The following is a 14672-nucleotide window of genomic DNA, read 5'->3' on the forward strand; positions in this document are numbered from 1 at the left end:
TGCGGAAACTTCCTTGGAATTTGATTATTTTTGAAGTCTTACAACACCTAAAAAATGAGTTCAAAAAAAGGAAAAGTTCAAGAGTTGATCCAAGAAAAACTGTTAGAGGACCGCAAAGTGTTCTTATGGGGCCAAGTAGATGATGATTCTGCGAAGCACGTAATAGATAGGTTACTCTATTTGGATATGCTGAACAATAAAGAAATTCAATTGATTATCAATAGCCCGGGAGGGTATGTAACCTCTGGTTTTGCCATTTATGATACCATTAAACAGATAAAAAGCCCGGTATCCACGGTTTGTTCCGGTTTGGCTGCCTCTATGGGGTCCATACTTTTATCGGTAGGGAAAAAAGGCAGAAGATTTATTCAGCCGCATGCCCGTGTCATGATCCACCAACCTAGCGGTGGAGCAAGAGGGCAAGCCTCCAATATTGAAATTCAGGCCAAGGAAATCATTAAAACGAAAGAACTTGGCGCCCAAATTTTATCGGAAAACTGCGGGCAACCTTTTGAAAAGGTCATGAAGGATTTTGATCGCGATTATTGGATGGGTGCAGAAGAATCTGTGGAATACGGTATTGTGGATGAAATCCTAAAATAAGGTAATCAATTCCATAAAAGTGAAAAGTCCTTCGCAATGGTTTGTGAAGGACTTTTTATATATAGGCGCCGAAGCGGAATATTTTATATATATACGGTAACATTTGGAGCCAAGGTTTACACGCTTATGTTAAAAATTCTTAACAGTCCAAACCATATCTTTACAGAAAAGTGCAAAACCTGCACAGTAAGGAGATTTGGAAGGGAAATGCGCGAACATAAAAAATTAAAATTCCGTATTTTAGCCGTTTAATCAGAATTCGCCCATTGGGCATCTATGGCACAGACTCCAAAAAATATAGCCATCATCGGTTCCGGATTGGTGGGTTCCCTTTTAGCAATTTATTTACGTAGAATCGGACATACGGTTACCGTATTCGATAGAAGACCCGATATAAGGACCATCAAGTTCTCCGGACGTTCCATCAACCTTGCCATGAGCAATAGGGGGTGGCGCTCTCTGGATGAAGTGGGCATTGGGAAAAAAATCAAGGAAATAGCAATTCCACTCGATAAACGTGCGATGCATGTGAACGATAAACCTGTCTATTTTCAGAAATATGGGAAAGATGGGGAGGCCATTTGGTCTATTTCACGGGGGATTCTCAACAAACGGATGATTGATTTGGCCGAAGGTGAGGGTGCCTCGTTCCGATTTAATGAAAAAGTTTGGGATGTTGATCTGCCCGAAGCTAGAATCTACACAGGGGAAACCGAGAAAAGTGAATGGAAAGCGTATGATTTTGACTTGATTTTTGGTTGTGATGGAGCCTTTTCAAGGGTACGCCACAAAATGCAGCGCCAAAGTAGGTTCAATTATTCCCAGAACTTTATTGATGTAGGCTACAAAGAGCTTACCATACCTGCCAATGAGGATGGCACCCATAAGTTGGACAATAGCTCGTTCCATATTTGGCCAAGAGGTGAGTTTATGCTCATCGCCATGCCCAATATTGACGGTAGTTTTACCTGTACCCTGTTTTTACCTTTTGAGGGAGAAGTCTCTTTTAAAAGTATCGAGACCGAAGATCAGGCCCGTGAATTTTTCAAGAAATACTTTCCCAATGTTCGCAAAGAAATTGAGGATTTGACCAAGGATTTTTTCAATAACCCGACCAGTGCCATGGTCACCATGAAATGCTACCCTTGGACGTATTGGAACAAAGTGGCCTTGGTAGGCGATTCCGCCCATGCCATTGTGCCATTTTACGGACAGGGCATGAATGCCGGTTTTGAGGATATCTACGTGCTCAATCACTTAATGGAGAAACATGGGGATGATTGGGAGGCCATCTTTTCCGAATATGAACAAGAGCGTAAGCCCAATGCCGATGCAATTGCCGAACTGAGTTACAGAAACTTTGTGGAAATGAGCAGCAAAACAGCCGATGCAAAGTTCTTGCTGCAAAAAAAGATTGAAAAACATTTTGCTGCCAAGCATCCGGAGAAGTGGGTGCCGGTATATAGCCGGGTCACTTTTTCTGATAGGCCCTATGCCGAAGCGCTCGCCATAGGCGATATGCAAGAGAAAATTATGCGGCAAGTAATGCAACTTCCCAATGTTGAAGAGAAATGGGATTCCAAGGAAGTGGAAGACAAAATCTTGGAACTCTTAACAGACAATAAAGCACCCTAATTTGTCATTTTCAGCATAGCGAAAAACCTCTCTCTCTTTATTGGTTGTCATGTCGAGCGCAGTTGAGACATTTTTTTTAGTAGTAGTTTGACACGCCCGCCTGCCGGGGCAGGAATTGCACTAATTTTCTTTTGTCATTTCGAACGGATGTGAGAAATCTGTGGTTAGCTGAGATTTCTCCATCGATGCTTTGCATCTCACTCCCTCAACCCAGCCATAATCCCCCTGATTGCTTCTGCCATATCCTGCACCTCCCTGTGGGAGAAGGTGTCTTGTTCTAAAAAGAACAACATAAAAATCCCTGACTCTAAAATTTGGGCCAGTTTTTCAGGAGAGCCGTAATGGTCTATGATCCATTCGCTAAATAACTTGTCTTTTTCCATATCAAGAACAAGAAAAGCGTTTTGCTGCGTCTGGTACATGTCATAAATGACAAGTAGAAAAGAAAATCGAATCAGTCAAGCCTTGGAAGTCCCTTTATCACAAATTTGTGATGTGAACTAGAAACCAGAAACTTATAACTAGTCCTCCTCCTCAACCGTAAACCCGCGGATGGCTTGGTTGGGTTCCATAATGGTATATCCTTTCCAAAATTCGGGGTTGTATCGGGGCATATAAGTGGCCCGAACCGTTTTGTCTTCGGTAAAGGTTTTAAACTCGTTTTCGGAAATGTCGTCTTGGTTAAACACCACCAGTTCCCATTTGTTGGTCATGTTCATACGAAAATCAATGTTCAGCTTCAGTTCGTTTTGCTTGCGGCGACCCTTTACATATTTATTTTTTTCCACCACTTTTAGGGGGCGGTCCACCCCAAAATATTTGCCATCGGACAAATCCATAAACTGAAGGTCGTACTTGCCATTGGGCAATTTGGCAAAACGCATGATGCCTTTGTATACCGTTTCGCGGTAGGTAATGCCCAATAGTCTAAAGTTTCGCAAACGCTGAGTGTTCGCAAAATCCAGTCGCATTACGGCAAAGTCCTCTATATTTATATAAAGGCGCCCTTTAAAATCAGCACTACTTCGTTTGGGCCAAAAGTCCACTACGTAAACCCCATCGTTGCCAATATCGGCATAACCCGCTAATTTAAACTCGTATCTACGGGTTTTGTCCACGAAGTCCAGTTTGGTGTCTTCTTTATAGTACAGTTGGCTCAATAGTTCCTTGAACTGCCAACGCTGGCTGTCCACCAAGCCCGAAACGCTATCTTTTTTCACTTGTGCCTTTACTTTTTTTACTTGATCTATCCGTTCATCATCCATAGTGTCCAAAATAGAGTCTACTTGTATTTTTTCGCTAAAAATACCGGATTTGATTTTTAGGTAGGAGCCAGGTTTTACATTCTGTTTGAAGATTTCCTCCATGTGCTCGGCCAAGTCCTCAAAAGAACCTACCTCCCTTTTGTCGTATAGGTCGGCCGCTTTAATGATGTTGATTTTGTAATCCGTGTTTGTTTTGTAGAGGTCGCCGAAACTCTCGGTATAATGGGATGCATTTTTTGGAACGGAGCTAGCAATGCTGTCCATCAATTCCTTGTTCAGTTCTTTTATAGATGATTTTTCAAAGCCAAAATCCACCTTGTGCATATTGGCCAGTTCTGATTTCCGAAGGAAAAACCGTTGTTTTACAGGGCTTTTGTTTACATTCTGGGGAATGTTTTCTATCATTTTTTCAATGATGTCGTCCACTTCCAGTTCCTTGTCAAAAACATAAACTCCGCTCAGTTCAATAGCTTTTGCATTTAAAGCCACCAAGCTGTCTTGCATTTGCCCCAGAGTGAAGCCTTTTTTCTCGTATCCCATAGAGGTTACGTAGATGGAGTCGGGCAGGGTAGTGCCCTCTTTCAGCACAAAACTAAAGCGACCTTCCTCGTTAGTGATTACACCTTGGCGTTCCCCATACTGGATGGTGGCGTATGGAATCCCTTTTTGGGTCTTGGCATCGACCAAGCGGGAACTCACGGTCTGCGCAACTAGGGGAAAACCCACCAAAGCGGTGAATACGGTAAGGAGAAGAGTTTTTTTAACGGACATGGTTTTATGTATGGTTACATTAGTAAGACTCCTTTTGGGGAGGTAAGTTTGCCTGTTGTTTAGACGAACCACAAGGGAATTTGTGACAAAGTGCGAAGAAAAATGGAATCGCACACGAGGCTTAATAGTATTTTAACAGCCTTGTGGTCAGTATGATTGTCATTTCGAGCTGGTGTCCTGAGTGGAGCTGAAGGGGTAAGCGAGAAATCTTTTGTCAGGAAACGATGACCAACAAATCAAGACATCTCGACTGCGCTCGATGTGACAGGTGTCATTTGTTTAAAAATAACAGGAAACCTTAGCCTTTAGCAATATTCCGGATCATGTTCCCAAAAATAAAAAGATGGAAGGGCAGGACGGAATACCAGTACAATCGCCCCAATAAGCCTTTAGGTCGGAAGGTTGCGGTTTGGTATAGCACTCCGTCCTCTATCTTAAACTCCAACCAAGCTTCACCTGGGGTCCGCATTTCGGCAAAAAGAAGCAGGCGTTTGGATTTTTTGTCGGCCAACAATACCCGCCAAAAGTCCAATGCGTCGCCTGGAAAAATTTTATCGGGATGGGTACGTCCACGGCGCAGTCCTGGACCACCGACCAATTTATCCATAAACCCACGGATTTTCCATAACCAATTGCCATAGTACCAACCATTATCGCCACCAATGCGCCAAATGTTTTCCAAAACAACATCTTCATCTTTAATACGGATGGATTTTTTGTCCTGAAGCACGCCGTATTTTGGTACTTGAATGTAATTTTCAAGGTCTTCTTTTATCTGTCCGCTGGCAATACTGTCCTTCCAACTGCTTATTACGAGGTTTTGCTCAATTTTTTTGAAAGCCAAATCAATGGCCTCTTCATAAGTATGGGTTTCAATCCCCAACATTTCTTGTAGGCGATTGTCTTGGGCCACGACCTCCATTTTCATGCTGTCCACGAGGTTCATGGCCAACTTATAAGAAGTGGAAGTGACAAAATAGAGCCAATAGGAGGATAGTTTGGGTGTCATAACAGGAACGGTGAAAATCCAGTTTTTAAAACCGCGTACCTTGGCGTAGCCGTGCAACATATCCTTGTAGGTAAGAATGTCCGGTCCGCCAATATCAAAAGATTGGTCGTAAGTATCTTTGTTGCCCAAAACTTCGGTTAAGAACTGGATCACATCACGAATGGCGATGGGCTGTGTTTTGGTAAGCACCCATTTTGGCGTGATCATTACGGGCAGTTTTTCGCAGAGATCACGGATGATTTCAAAAGAGGAACTGCCAGAACCTACAATAATGCCGGCGCGCAGCACGGTAAGGTCAAAAGGACCTTTATAGAGGATTTCTTCCACATTTTTTCGTGAACTCAGGTGCTTGGATAGTTTTTTATCGTTGACAATACCGCTGAGATAAATTACCTGTTTACATTGGGTGTTCTCCAAAATGGCATTGAAGTTTTTGGCTGCTTGCGCCTCCTTTTCGTCAAAATCTGTGACCGAAGAGGTCATGGAATGGATCAAGTAGTAGGCAGCATCAATATCTGCGGGTACTTTTTGTTTTTCGGGCTCGTCCAAAAAGTCAATTTCCACAATGTCGATTTTGGAACGTGTCTTGGTATCGACCGATAATCTTTTTTCATCACGAACAGCACAGACGATCTGGTGGCCCATATCCAAAAGTTTGGGTAATAAGCGCATCCCAATGTAGCCATTGGCCCCTGTCAACAATATTTTCATAAATCTTCAAGATTGGTGGGCAGATTGTCCGCTCGATGGTCCAATAATTTCTGAAAAAACCGCTGGATGGCCTTGGTATCCGAACGTACTTTAATAAAATAGTGATCCATATAAATGGAGTAAATGCCAATGTCTCCTTTGTAAACATTCAATTTGTAATAGGGTATAACAAGACCATAGGTTTCCAAGCGGGAACGGAACCGAACAATGATGCCATTGGGGCGAATTTCAATATTGCAGGTATTGGTGCTGCTGTCCAAAACGAGCAGGTTATAAATGTCGATACTGGCTTCGGTAATGTGCAATTTGGGTGAACCGATGCCACCCATGGCAAAACGTTCTTTTATGGGCATGGGTTTGCCTACGGCTTCGTCAATTTTTTTGGTTATGTCTTTGTTGGAGTAGGAGACGTTCAATAGCATACTTAAAATTAATCAAATTAAAGCGGACCGTTCGGGTAAAGGTGTGGGAAAAGCCCAAAAAATACGTAGTTTTGCGCCCTGAAAAGCCTTTTAGATGAGTTTGCAGAACGATTTGACCCAAAAAGTGATCGAGGCGGTAAAACAACTGTACCAAGTTGACCTGCCCACGGTGGAATTTCAACCTACCCGAAAGGATTTTGAAGGTGACATTACCGTTGTGGTGTTTCCCATGTTACGCTATGTAAAGGGAAATCCTGCCGCGATTGGAGGGCAGATTGGGGAATATTTAGAGGAGCATGTTGATGAGGTATCCAAATGCAATGTGGTACAAGGCTTTTTGAATATTGTTATTGAGGATAGCCATTACCTCGATTTCTTCAACAGCATTAAGGATGAGACCGATTTTGGTTATGTGAAATCACGGTCCGAGGATGCGATCATGGTGGAGTATTCCTCACCCAATACCAACAAGCCTTTGCACTTGGGGCATATCCGAAACAACCTTTTGGGCTATTCCGTGGCCGAAATTTTGAAGGCTTCGGGCAAAAAAGTGTACAAAACGCAGATTATAAATGATCGAGGCATCCATATCTGCAAGAGCATGTTGGCCTGGCAGAGGTTTGGTAATGGGGAAACCCCCGGATCTTCTGGTTTGAAGGGCGACCACTTGGTAGGGAAATACTATGTCGCATTTGATAAAGCGTACAAAGAGCAGATTTCCGGGTTGATAGCGTCTGGAACTCCAAAGGATAAGGCGGAAAAAGAAGCCCCGATTTTGTTGGAGGCCCAAGAAATGCTCCGAAGGTGGGAAGCTGGTGATGAAGAAGTAGTGGCGCTATGGAAAAAGATGAACGGTTGGGTGTACGATGGTTTTGATACCACCTACAAAAATCTAGGCGTTGATTTTGATACGTTGTACTACGAGAGCGATACCTATTTGTTGGGTCGTGATGTGGTAAAAGATGGCCTGGAACGAGGCGTTTTCTTCAAAAAAGAAGATGGAAGTGTTTGGATCGACCTTACCGAGGAAGGACTGGATGAGAAAATCGTACTGCGTTCCGATGGAACTGCGGTGTATATGACGCAAGATATTGGTACGGCCATACAGCGGGTAACCGATTTTCCGGATATCAACGGAATGGTGTATACCGTAGGGAACGAGCAGGATTACCATTTTAAGGTGTTGTTTCTTATCCTGAAAAAATTAGGTTATTCTTGGGCAGGGCAATTGTACCATTTAAGCTATGGTATGGTAGACCTGCCCAGCGGAAAAATGAAGAGTAGGGAAGGTACCGTAGTGGATGCGGACGACCTGATTAAAAATATGGAAGATACCGCAGCGTCCATTTCGCAAGAATTGGGCAAATTGGACGGCTATTCCGAAAAAGAGAAAACGCAATTGTACCGAACCATAGGTTTGGGCGCTCTTAAATACTATATTTTAAAGGTAGACCCCAAGAAGCGTATCCTTTTTAATCCAGAGGAGTCGGTAGATTTTCAAGGAAACACAGGACCGTTTATCCAGTATACCTACGCAAGGATTCAATCTATTTTGCGAAAGGCGGATTTCAATGTCTCGACTACGCTCGACATGACCATGGAATTGCACGAAAAGGAGAAAGAATTGTTGAAGCAAATCCAGTTGTTTCCCGAAACGGTGCAGTTGGCGGCGGAAAACTTTAGTCCGGCCTTGATTGCCAATTATACTTATGACTTGGTTAAGGAGTTCAACTCGTTCTACCAACAGGTCTCCATTTTGGGCGAAACAGATGAGCAGAAGAGAAACTTTAGGGTGCAGTTGTCGAAAAAAGTGGGAGAGGTGATCAAATCCGCTTTCCGCTTGTTGGGTATAGATGTTCCAGAGCGGATGTAAATTAATCCCTCTGTGTCTTGACAAGTATTTTCTTCAGTTCTTTTGTTGCCAAAAAAGCATTAATTTCTTGGATTCCTGCTTGTGCAGGAATGACGGGTTTTGTCATTTCTAGTTGGTGTCCTGGGTGGAGTCGAAGGAGTAAGCGGGAAATCTTTTGTACTTTGACACGGATTACTGGAATTTTCACAAATGTTACTGCTGTGCAATTTCGGGCACAGTCGGGAAAATCTTTAAAAACTCACCCTAAAACTTACATTGGGCGTAATGCCCAACGAAACGCTTTCCACGGTCTCAATTTCATCATCCTCGTTTACGCGGTAATATTTGTTGAGCGTATTTTTTCTATTCGTAAAATTTAGGATGGAGAGTCCCGCATTGGCACGAATGCTTCTACTTAACTGAAAATTATAGATGGCCGAGGCATCCGCCCTAAAATATTCTGGCAACCGGCTATTGTTCGGGGCTTGGTAATTGATTCTGGGCGGAAAAAAACCTTGGTCCAAACCTTCTTCGCCTTCAACAGGCTCTGTAAATGGTTTTCCCGTTCTATAGTTTAGTCCAATGCTTAATTTCAAGTCTTTGTAGGTGTAGGTACTTGCAAAGGTAACCGTGTGCCTTATGTCCAAATTGTTGGGAAACGACTGTGGTACAATCGAATCAAAAGTGTAATCATTTTTATTGTAAGCATAGCTCAACCATGTACTGTAGTTATCTCCTTTTTTATTGATGAGCAGTTCAGCCCCTTTAACATCGTAGCTCCCTATTTCACCCGAGAATTGATGCGGGTTCTGGAATCCTTGTGTACTGGTGCTTATCCCGTCCACATTTTTGTAAAAGCCTTCAACCCCAATGTATAAATTGTTTTTTTCGTAATTGATGCCAACGGAACCTTGTTTGCTTTTGGTAACAGGAAGTGTGCTATCGTTGGACAGAATCCACCGTCGCTTTTCAATACCTAAAAAGTTTTGTTCCAGATCTATGATCTGGTTGGTGGTCTGGCTTTTAAACTCACCCAAAAGCTCCGCTCTTAAATAGTTGGCCAATTTAAAATTTAGGTTGATTCTTGGTTCGATCAAAAGCTTTTTGAAGGTGTCCAGGTTCTCAATAAAGTTAAAGCGGGCACCGATTTTTCCAATGAATTTGTTTTCAGGGGAATTGTAGTTGACCTGTGAGTACGGGGCATGTGTGCGAATTACCCCTTTGATTTTACTGTTGAAATCGGGCTCGTTGATAAATGTGGCATTGATGATCCCCGTTTCAATGTATTGATACCCATTGCTCCAACTGAATGCATCGTTCAAGATATAATCTGTGTCCAGTTTTATGGCATTTTCCGTCACTTGGTTGTTTTGGAACAATTGCTGTACCTCATTGGCGAAAATATTCTGTGCGTCCAGATTATATCTGGAGTAATACATGTTGAGATGGGAAGAAAAGCGGTCGGTCCAAGTACTCTGTAATTGACCGCCTACGGAAATATTATCCTGTCTTAATAAACTGCTGTTGGTCTCATCTGCGGAGACATTGGTTTCTTCATAATTTAGATTGTTTTTGATACGTATGGCACTCAGCCTGATGTTATGGTCCGGGTTGAGGTTGTACAGGATTTTTCCGGAAAAGTCGTAAAAGAAAAAGTCTTCATCCCTGATAAATTCGTCGTCTATGGTATTGTTGTTTTGAACCGTTATCTCACTATCTTGAAAGGCCCTATTGAAAAACTGTTTATAGGTGGGCGTGCTCAGGAAATCGGTTGTTGAACGCCTGGCCGAAAATTGAATGCCGAGTTTGTTGGTCACTGGAATTTCTCCATAAACGTCTCCGCTTATCAAGTTGAATCCTCCGCCTCCCTTCCACCTCTCGGAGATGGTATTCCCGGTTTCCATTTGAATGACGCTGCTTACGCCATCCCCGAAATTTGCCGGGGTTCCATTTTTGTATATGGTTACCTTATCTGTTTGGTAGGGATTAAAAGCGGATATCAAACCAAAAAAATGTCCGGATTGATACATTTTGATGCCGTTCCAAAGCACTAGGTTTTGGTCGTTGGTTCCTCCCCGTACATTAATATCCGATACCGTTTCATCAATGCTTTTAATGCCGGGAAGGGCTTGTACGGTTTGCAGGATGTCCGGTTCTATCAATCCTGGAAGGATGCCAAATTCGTCAGTTTTCAGAGTAATACTGGCATCTTTTTCCTTTATGATTCCAGAGGTAAGGTATTTGTAGACGAACACTTCATCCAATTGTTCGTAATGCTGTGCCAATAGTATTTTAGGGCATCCACCTTGCTGCAATAGGGTTTCGACCTTTACATATTTGGTAATGTAGCCCAAGTAGCGAATTTTGAGTGAGGCATCACGGGGGATGTTTTCCATGGTAAAGTAGCCATTGCTGTCGGTGATTTTGGCAATGTCGGTTCCCAATACCTCCACCGTTGCACCTACAACCGTGTTTTCTTCAAAATTATCCAGTACCACACCACAGAGGTTTACACGGTTTTCTTTGGTAAGGGTATAGTAGCGTTCATTGAGCTTTTTCGTCTCTACACGAAACTTACCTTCAATGTATTGTAGAATTCCCTCCAATGAGTCGAGGTTTTCGGGAATAGAAATGGTGAGTCCTTCCAAATCTTCATTGAGATAGGAAAACTTGATGTTAAAACGGTTTTCCAACGTTTTTATATAGGAAATAAGGCCAATGGGGGATTGTTGCCTTTCCTGCGCATTGGCGGCGCAGAGTATGAAAAGCAATAAAACAAGGACAAGGCCTAAATGCTTATTGTTGTGTGTTCCCAGCATAAAAAAGTACGTTGTCTCCGTCTATTTTGTAACGTGTTTTGGAGGGGGTACTTATACTTTTTAACGCCATATTTAGGTCTGTGTTGTTGAAAGAACCTGTAAATAATAGATTTGTATCAATATTTTTTGAGGATACCGTTACATTGAACTGTCTTTCAAGCTCGGAAAAAACATATTTTAAGGGAATGCTCTCAAAACTACTTTCGTTGTTCATCCATGATGGGAGTGTGCCATTGGGCGTCCCAATGTTGACAATTTTGCCGTTGATCATCAAGAAAGAAGTTCCAGCGGGCAACTTGGTTTCTTTGTTGTTGTAGTTGACCCTTACCAAACCTTCGTAGCAAGTCACCTCAAAAAAACCTTTTCTATTTTCCACATTAAATTGTGTGCCCAAAACGGCAACCGTTCCGTGTTTGGTGGAAACCGTGAATTTTTTTCCTTTTGCGACCTTAAAGAAAGCCTCTCCCTTTAAATCAACATTTCTTTTGTTGTCCCAATTCTTTTTATTGAAGGACACCTGTGAATCTGCGTTCAAAAAGATTTCGGAATTATCGGGCAGCATAAGCTCGGAACGCTCAGCGTAATCCGTGGTAACTTTTTCGGTCAAGGTGTTCATATAAAAATAAGAACCGGCAAGGAGTATGGCAATAAGGGCGGCGACTCTCAGGAATTTCTTGAAAGGGTTGAGGGAAATAACCTTTGGTGCATTGTCAAGATACTCTTCTTTCAAGCGCTGTAGGGCTTTTTCCGTGTCGAAATCGGGTGCCTTTAAGTTGCTTGAAGCATCCTTGAGCTTTTGATACGAGGCAAACTCTCGGGAATTTTCGAACTCCCTAAGTTCCTCTTCCGAAAGCTCTCCACTGAGCCATTTTGCCAAATAATTTTCTTGCATGGGTTTTATGCTTTACGTTATAATAACAACTACCTTTTAAAATACCCTACTTTTCCAAATTCCAAGTTCAAGAGCATAGATGCATGGATCAAGACCAAACGGCAAAGGCTGGGGCTACTGCCAACTGCTTACCGCGAACTGACATCTGACTTCGTGCTTCCAAGATCAGGATCAATATCTCCTGTCTTCACCTATCCCCTATCTCTTTTCTACTTTAAATGCCATCAATTTGTTCCCGTAAACTCTTCAGTGCCAAATGCATCCTTTTTTCAATGGCTTTTATGCCCACACCCTCCATTTCTGCTATTTCCGCATATTTTTTTCCATCGATCCGGTTGAGCAAAAAAGTAGTTCTCTGGTTTTCGGGCAAAGCATTTAGGGCATTGTCCAATTTTTCCTTGTATTCTTTTTCCTCCATCAAAAATTCCGGGGACTCGTTTGTTCTATCCTTGATAAGGCTATCGGCATGTTTTAATCTAATCTTTTCTGCCTTGATCACATTCAAATATAGATTATTGGCAATTGTGTAAACGTAGGATTTTGCTTTTTCCGGACTTACCTTTGCACAGTTTTGCCAAAGTTTTACAAATGCTTCCTGAACGGCGTCATGAGCCTTTTCCTCATTCCCGAATTTGTAAAAGATATAATTAAAGACCGTTTTGGAGTGGGTCTTGAAAACTTTGCTGAAAACATGGTCTTCGCATACGTTGCTCATGGATGGGGGTTTGTTTATCGGTTCAAATATATTTGAAAATTTTTAAGAAAAAGTAGGGTTTTTTTAAGAAGGGTTGTTTTAAGATTGAATTATAACCCCAAAATTCAAAAGTTATGAAAAAGTTGATTGACAACTTGTTGCGCACAGTACTGGTTGTACTTGTTTTAAGTTTGTCCTCTTGTCAGGAAGAATACCAAGAGATTGACCAAGGTGGCGAAGGACAGGCCATTGCAGCCAATTCCACAACGGCTATATTAATTAAAAATACGTCTTCGTATGATGGTTCTTTTGACAATATTGTCGATGGTGCCAGTTGTTTTGCCATCCAATTTCCATATACAGTGAATGTAAATGGGGTCGATGTGACAATCGATTCTAAAAACGACCTTGAAATTGTTGAAGAAATTTTTGATGAGCTGGATGACGACAATGACGTTTTGGACATTGCTTTCCCCATTACAGTTACCCTTTCCGATTTTACCGAGATAAGCATTAAAAACCATGGTGAGCTTGAAACAATGGCTCGTGAGTGCATTGAAGGGGGCGACGATGACGATATAGAGTGTATCGACTTTGTTTACCCAGTTACCTTGTTCACCTTTGGTGTGGATAACCAACAATCCGGTCAGGTAGAGATAAAGAGTGACCTGGGCATGAGAAGGTTTTTTGATGAACTTGATGACGACAATGAACTTATAAGCATACAGTTTCCCGTTACCCTAAAAAAACATGATGGCACCCAAATTACGGTCGGGAGCAATACGGAACTTGCCGCTGCCTTGGAAACGTCCAAAAACGAGTGTGACGAAGACGATGATGATAATTATAACGATGATGATTTCACTTTAGAGGAGCTTGATGACCTTTTGCTGGCCTGTCCTTTGGAAGTTAGACAAGTAATCCGTGATGAAGTCGATAACACAGAACAATATTTTGAACAATTGATGACCTTTTCCCAAGATGGGACAGTGGTACTTGCCAGTGCAACTACCAGTATGACTGGTACATGGACTACTGCCATGGCGGAAAATGGGGTGCTCTTGAGTGTTGATTTTCAAGCTGTTGCCGACTTTACTTTGGATTGGTATGTATATGAATTGGAGGATGGTTTTATAAAACTCCATAAGGATAATGGCAACAAAATAATACTCAAAGAACGTTGTGATGCGGAGCCGTCCGAAGTAGATAGGGAAACCTTGATTTCAATGTTGCAAGAATGTGAATGGATCGTAAAAAAGATAATAAACCAAGGGAATGAGGTCAAAAGGCTTCTTGGATATGAATTCCAGTTTAAGGCAGGAGGAACGGTTACCCTTGGCAATGGTGTAAATGTCTCGCAAGGTAGTTGGGACATCGGACTCAATAGTCAATTGGAATTATCCCTTATGATTACTATGGAAGGTGAGCCAGAGGTGAGTTATGAGTGGCCCATCAGTGAGCTTACGGATAGTCGATTTAAGTTTAATATTGATGAGTCAGACAATGAAATGGTACTTCTGCAAGTATGTGATGATAGTGCGGATGATGGCGATGTTGCCGAAATTAGGAGTATGATCATGGACGGATCTTGGAATATCGCCCTGTACCAAGAAGGAGCAGCACAACTGACAACTTCCTACACAGGAATGGAGTTTAACTTCTCGACGATGCACCAGATGGAAGTATTGATCAATGCAGACCCTGTTGCCAATGGTCTTTGGAGGGTACTGAGAGATTCGGAAGAAGGGTTGAAGCTCTATATCAATTTTGATACAGGAGATGATCTTGCAGGGTTGACCAATGATTGGAAGGTGGTTTCTATCACTTCCACACGAATTGAACTTACTGATGAAAGCGATGATGATTCCTTGGATACCTTGGTGTTCGAGAAACCATAGAATTTTTCCCCAATCTTTTTTTTCCAAAAGAAGGACGGCTCGCCCCAAAGCCGTCCTTTTTCTTTTATATTATTCTTAAATTTGTCCCTCCTTTAAAACAA

General features: G+C 42.2%; 11 protein-coding genes. 4 read left to right on the forward strand and 7 right to left on the reverse strand.

The annotated features are described in order from the left end of the window. Positions 1 to 54: 54 nt before the first annotated feature. On the forward strand, positions 55 to 603 hold the full coding sequence (locus AC13CC_RS08130; protein ID WP_014033409.1) for a ClpP family protease: 549 nt from the start codon (positions 55 to 57) through the stop codon (positions 601 to 603). Between the two features lie 276 nt (positions 604 to 879). Further along, positions 880 to 2238, forward strand: a complete 1359-nt coding sequence (locus AC13CC_RS08135; protein WP_482876145.1) for an FAD-dependent oxidoreductase — start codon at positions 880 to 882, stop codon at positions 2236 to 2238. A 197-nt stretch (positions 2239 to 2435) separates the two neighbouring features. Here the strand turns inward: AC13CC_RS08135 and AC13CC_RS08140 are convergent, their stop codons facing one another. The 4 genes from AC13CC_RS08140 to AC13CC_RS08155 all read right to left on the reverse strand — a co-directional run bounded on the left by AC13CC_RS08140 (position 2436) and on the right by AC13CC_RS08155 (position 6416). Next, positions 2436 to 2621, reverse strand: coding sequence for a hypothetical protein (locus AC13CC_RS08140; RefSeq protein ID WP_326278220.1), 186 nt, complete (start codon positions 2619 to 2621; stop codon positions 2436 to 2438). A 138-nt stretch (positions 2622 to 2759) separates the two neighbouring features. After that, on the reverse strand, positions 2760 to 4274 hold the full coding sequence (locus AC13CC_RS08145) for a peptidase associated/transthyretin-like domain-containing protein (protein ID WP_482876143.1): 1515 nt from the start codon (positions 4272 to 4274) through the stop codon (positions 2760 to 2762). A 298-nt stretch (positions 4275 to 4572) separates the two neighbouring features. Continuing rightward, positions 4573 to 5994, reverse strand: a complete 1422-nt coding sequence (locus AC13CC_RS08150) for an SDR family oxidoreductase (RefSeq protein WP_326278218.1) — start codon at positions 5992 to 5994, stop codon at positions 4573 to 4575. After that, a complete protein-coding gene (locus AC13CC_RS08155; RefSeq protein ID WP_482876141.1) occupies positions 5991 to 6416 on the reverse strand; it encodes a hypothetical protein in 426 nt (141 codons plus the stop codon). Before AC13CC_RS08155 ends, AC13CC_RS08150 begins: the two co-directional genes overlap by 4 nt. 94 nt (positions 6417 to 6510) lie before the next feature. Between AC13CC_RS08155 and argS the strand changes: the two genes are divergently transcribed. Further along, complete coding sequence (gene argS, locus AC13CC_RS08160) at positions 6511 to 8289, forward strand: arginine--tRNA ligase (protein WP_482876140.1); 1779 nt, start codon at positions 6511 to 6513, stop codon at positions 8287 to 8289. Between the two features lie 230 nt (positions 8290 to 8519). Here argS and AC13CC_RS08165 read toward each other — a convergent pair whose 3' ends face one another. From AC13CC_RS08165 to AC13CC_RS08175, 3 genes are all read right to left on the reverse strand, one after another. After that, positions 8520 to 11087, reverse strand: coding sequence for a TonB-dependent receptor (locus AC13CC_RS08165; protein ID WP_482876139.1), 2568 nt, complete (start codon positions 11085 to 11087; stop codon positions 8520 to 8522). Continuing rightward, a complete protein-coding gene (locus tag AC13CC_RS08170; protein WP_326278212.1) occupies positions 11065 to 11979 on the reverse strand; it encodes a FecR family protein in 915 nt (304 codons plus the stop codon). Before AC13CC_RS08170 ends, AC13CC_RS08165 begins: the two co-directional genes overlap by 23 nt. Positions 11980 to 12193: 214 nt before the next feature. After that, entirely contained in the window at positions 12194 to 12694 is a 501-nt protein-coding gene (locus AC13CC_RS08175) for an RNA polymerase sigma factor (protein WP_326278210.1), read from the reverse strand. Positions 12695 to 12807: 113 nt separating this feature from the next. On the opposite strand from AC13CC_RS08175, the gene AC13CC_RS08180 reads away from it, so the two are divergent. Beyond that, positions 12808 to 14571, forward strand: coding sequence for a hypothetical protein (locus AC13CC_RS08180; RefSeq protein ID WP_482876138.1), 1764 nt, complete (start codon positions 12808 to 12810; stop codon positions 14569 to 14571). The last annotated feature ends 101 nt before the right edge of the window (positions 14572 to 14672 follow it).

It is taken from the genome of Flagellimonas sp. L-11 (assembly GCF_056857735.1).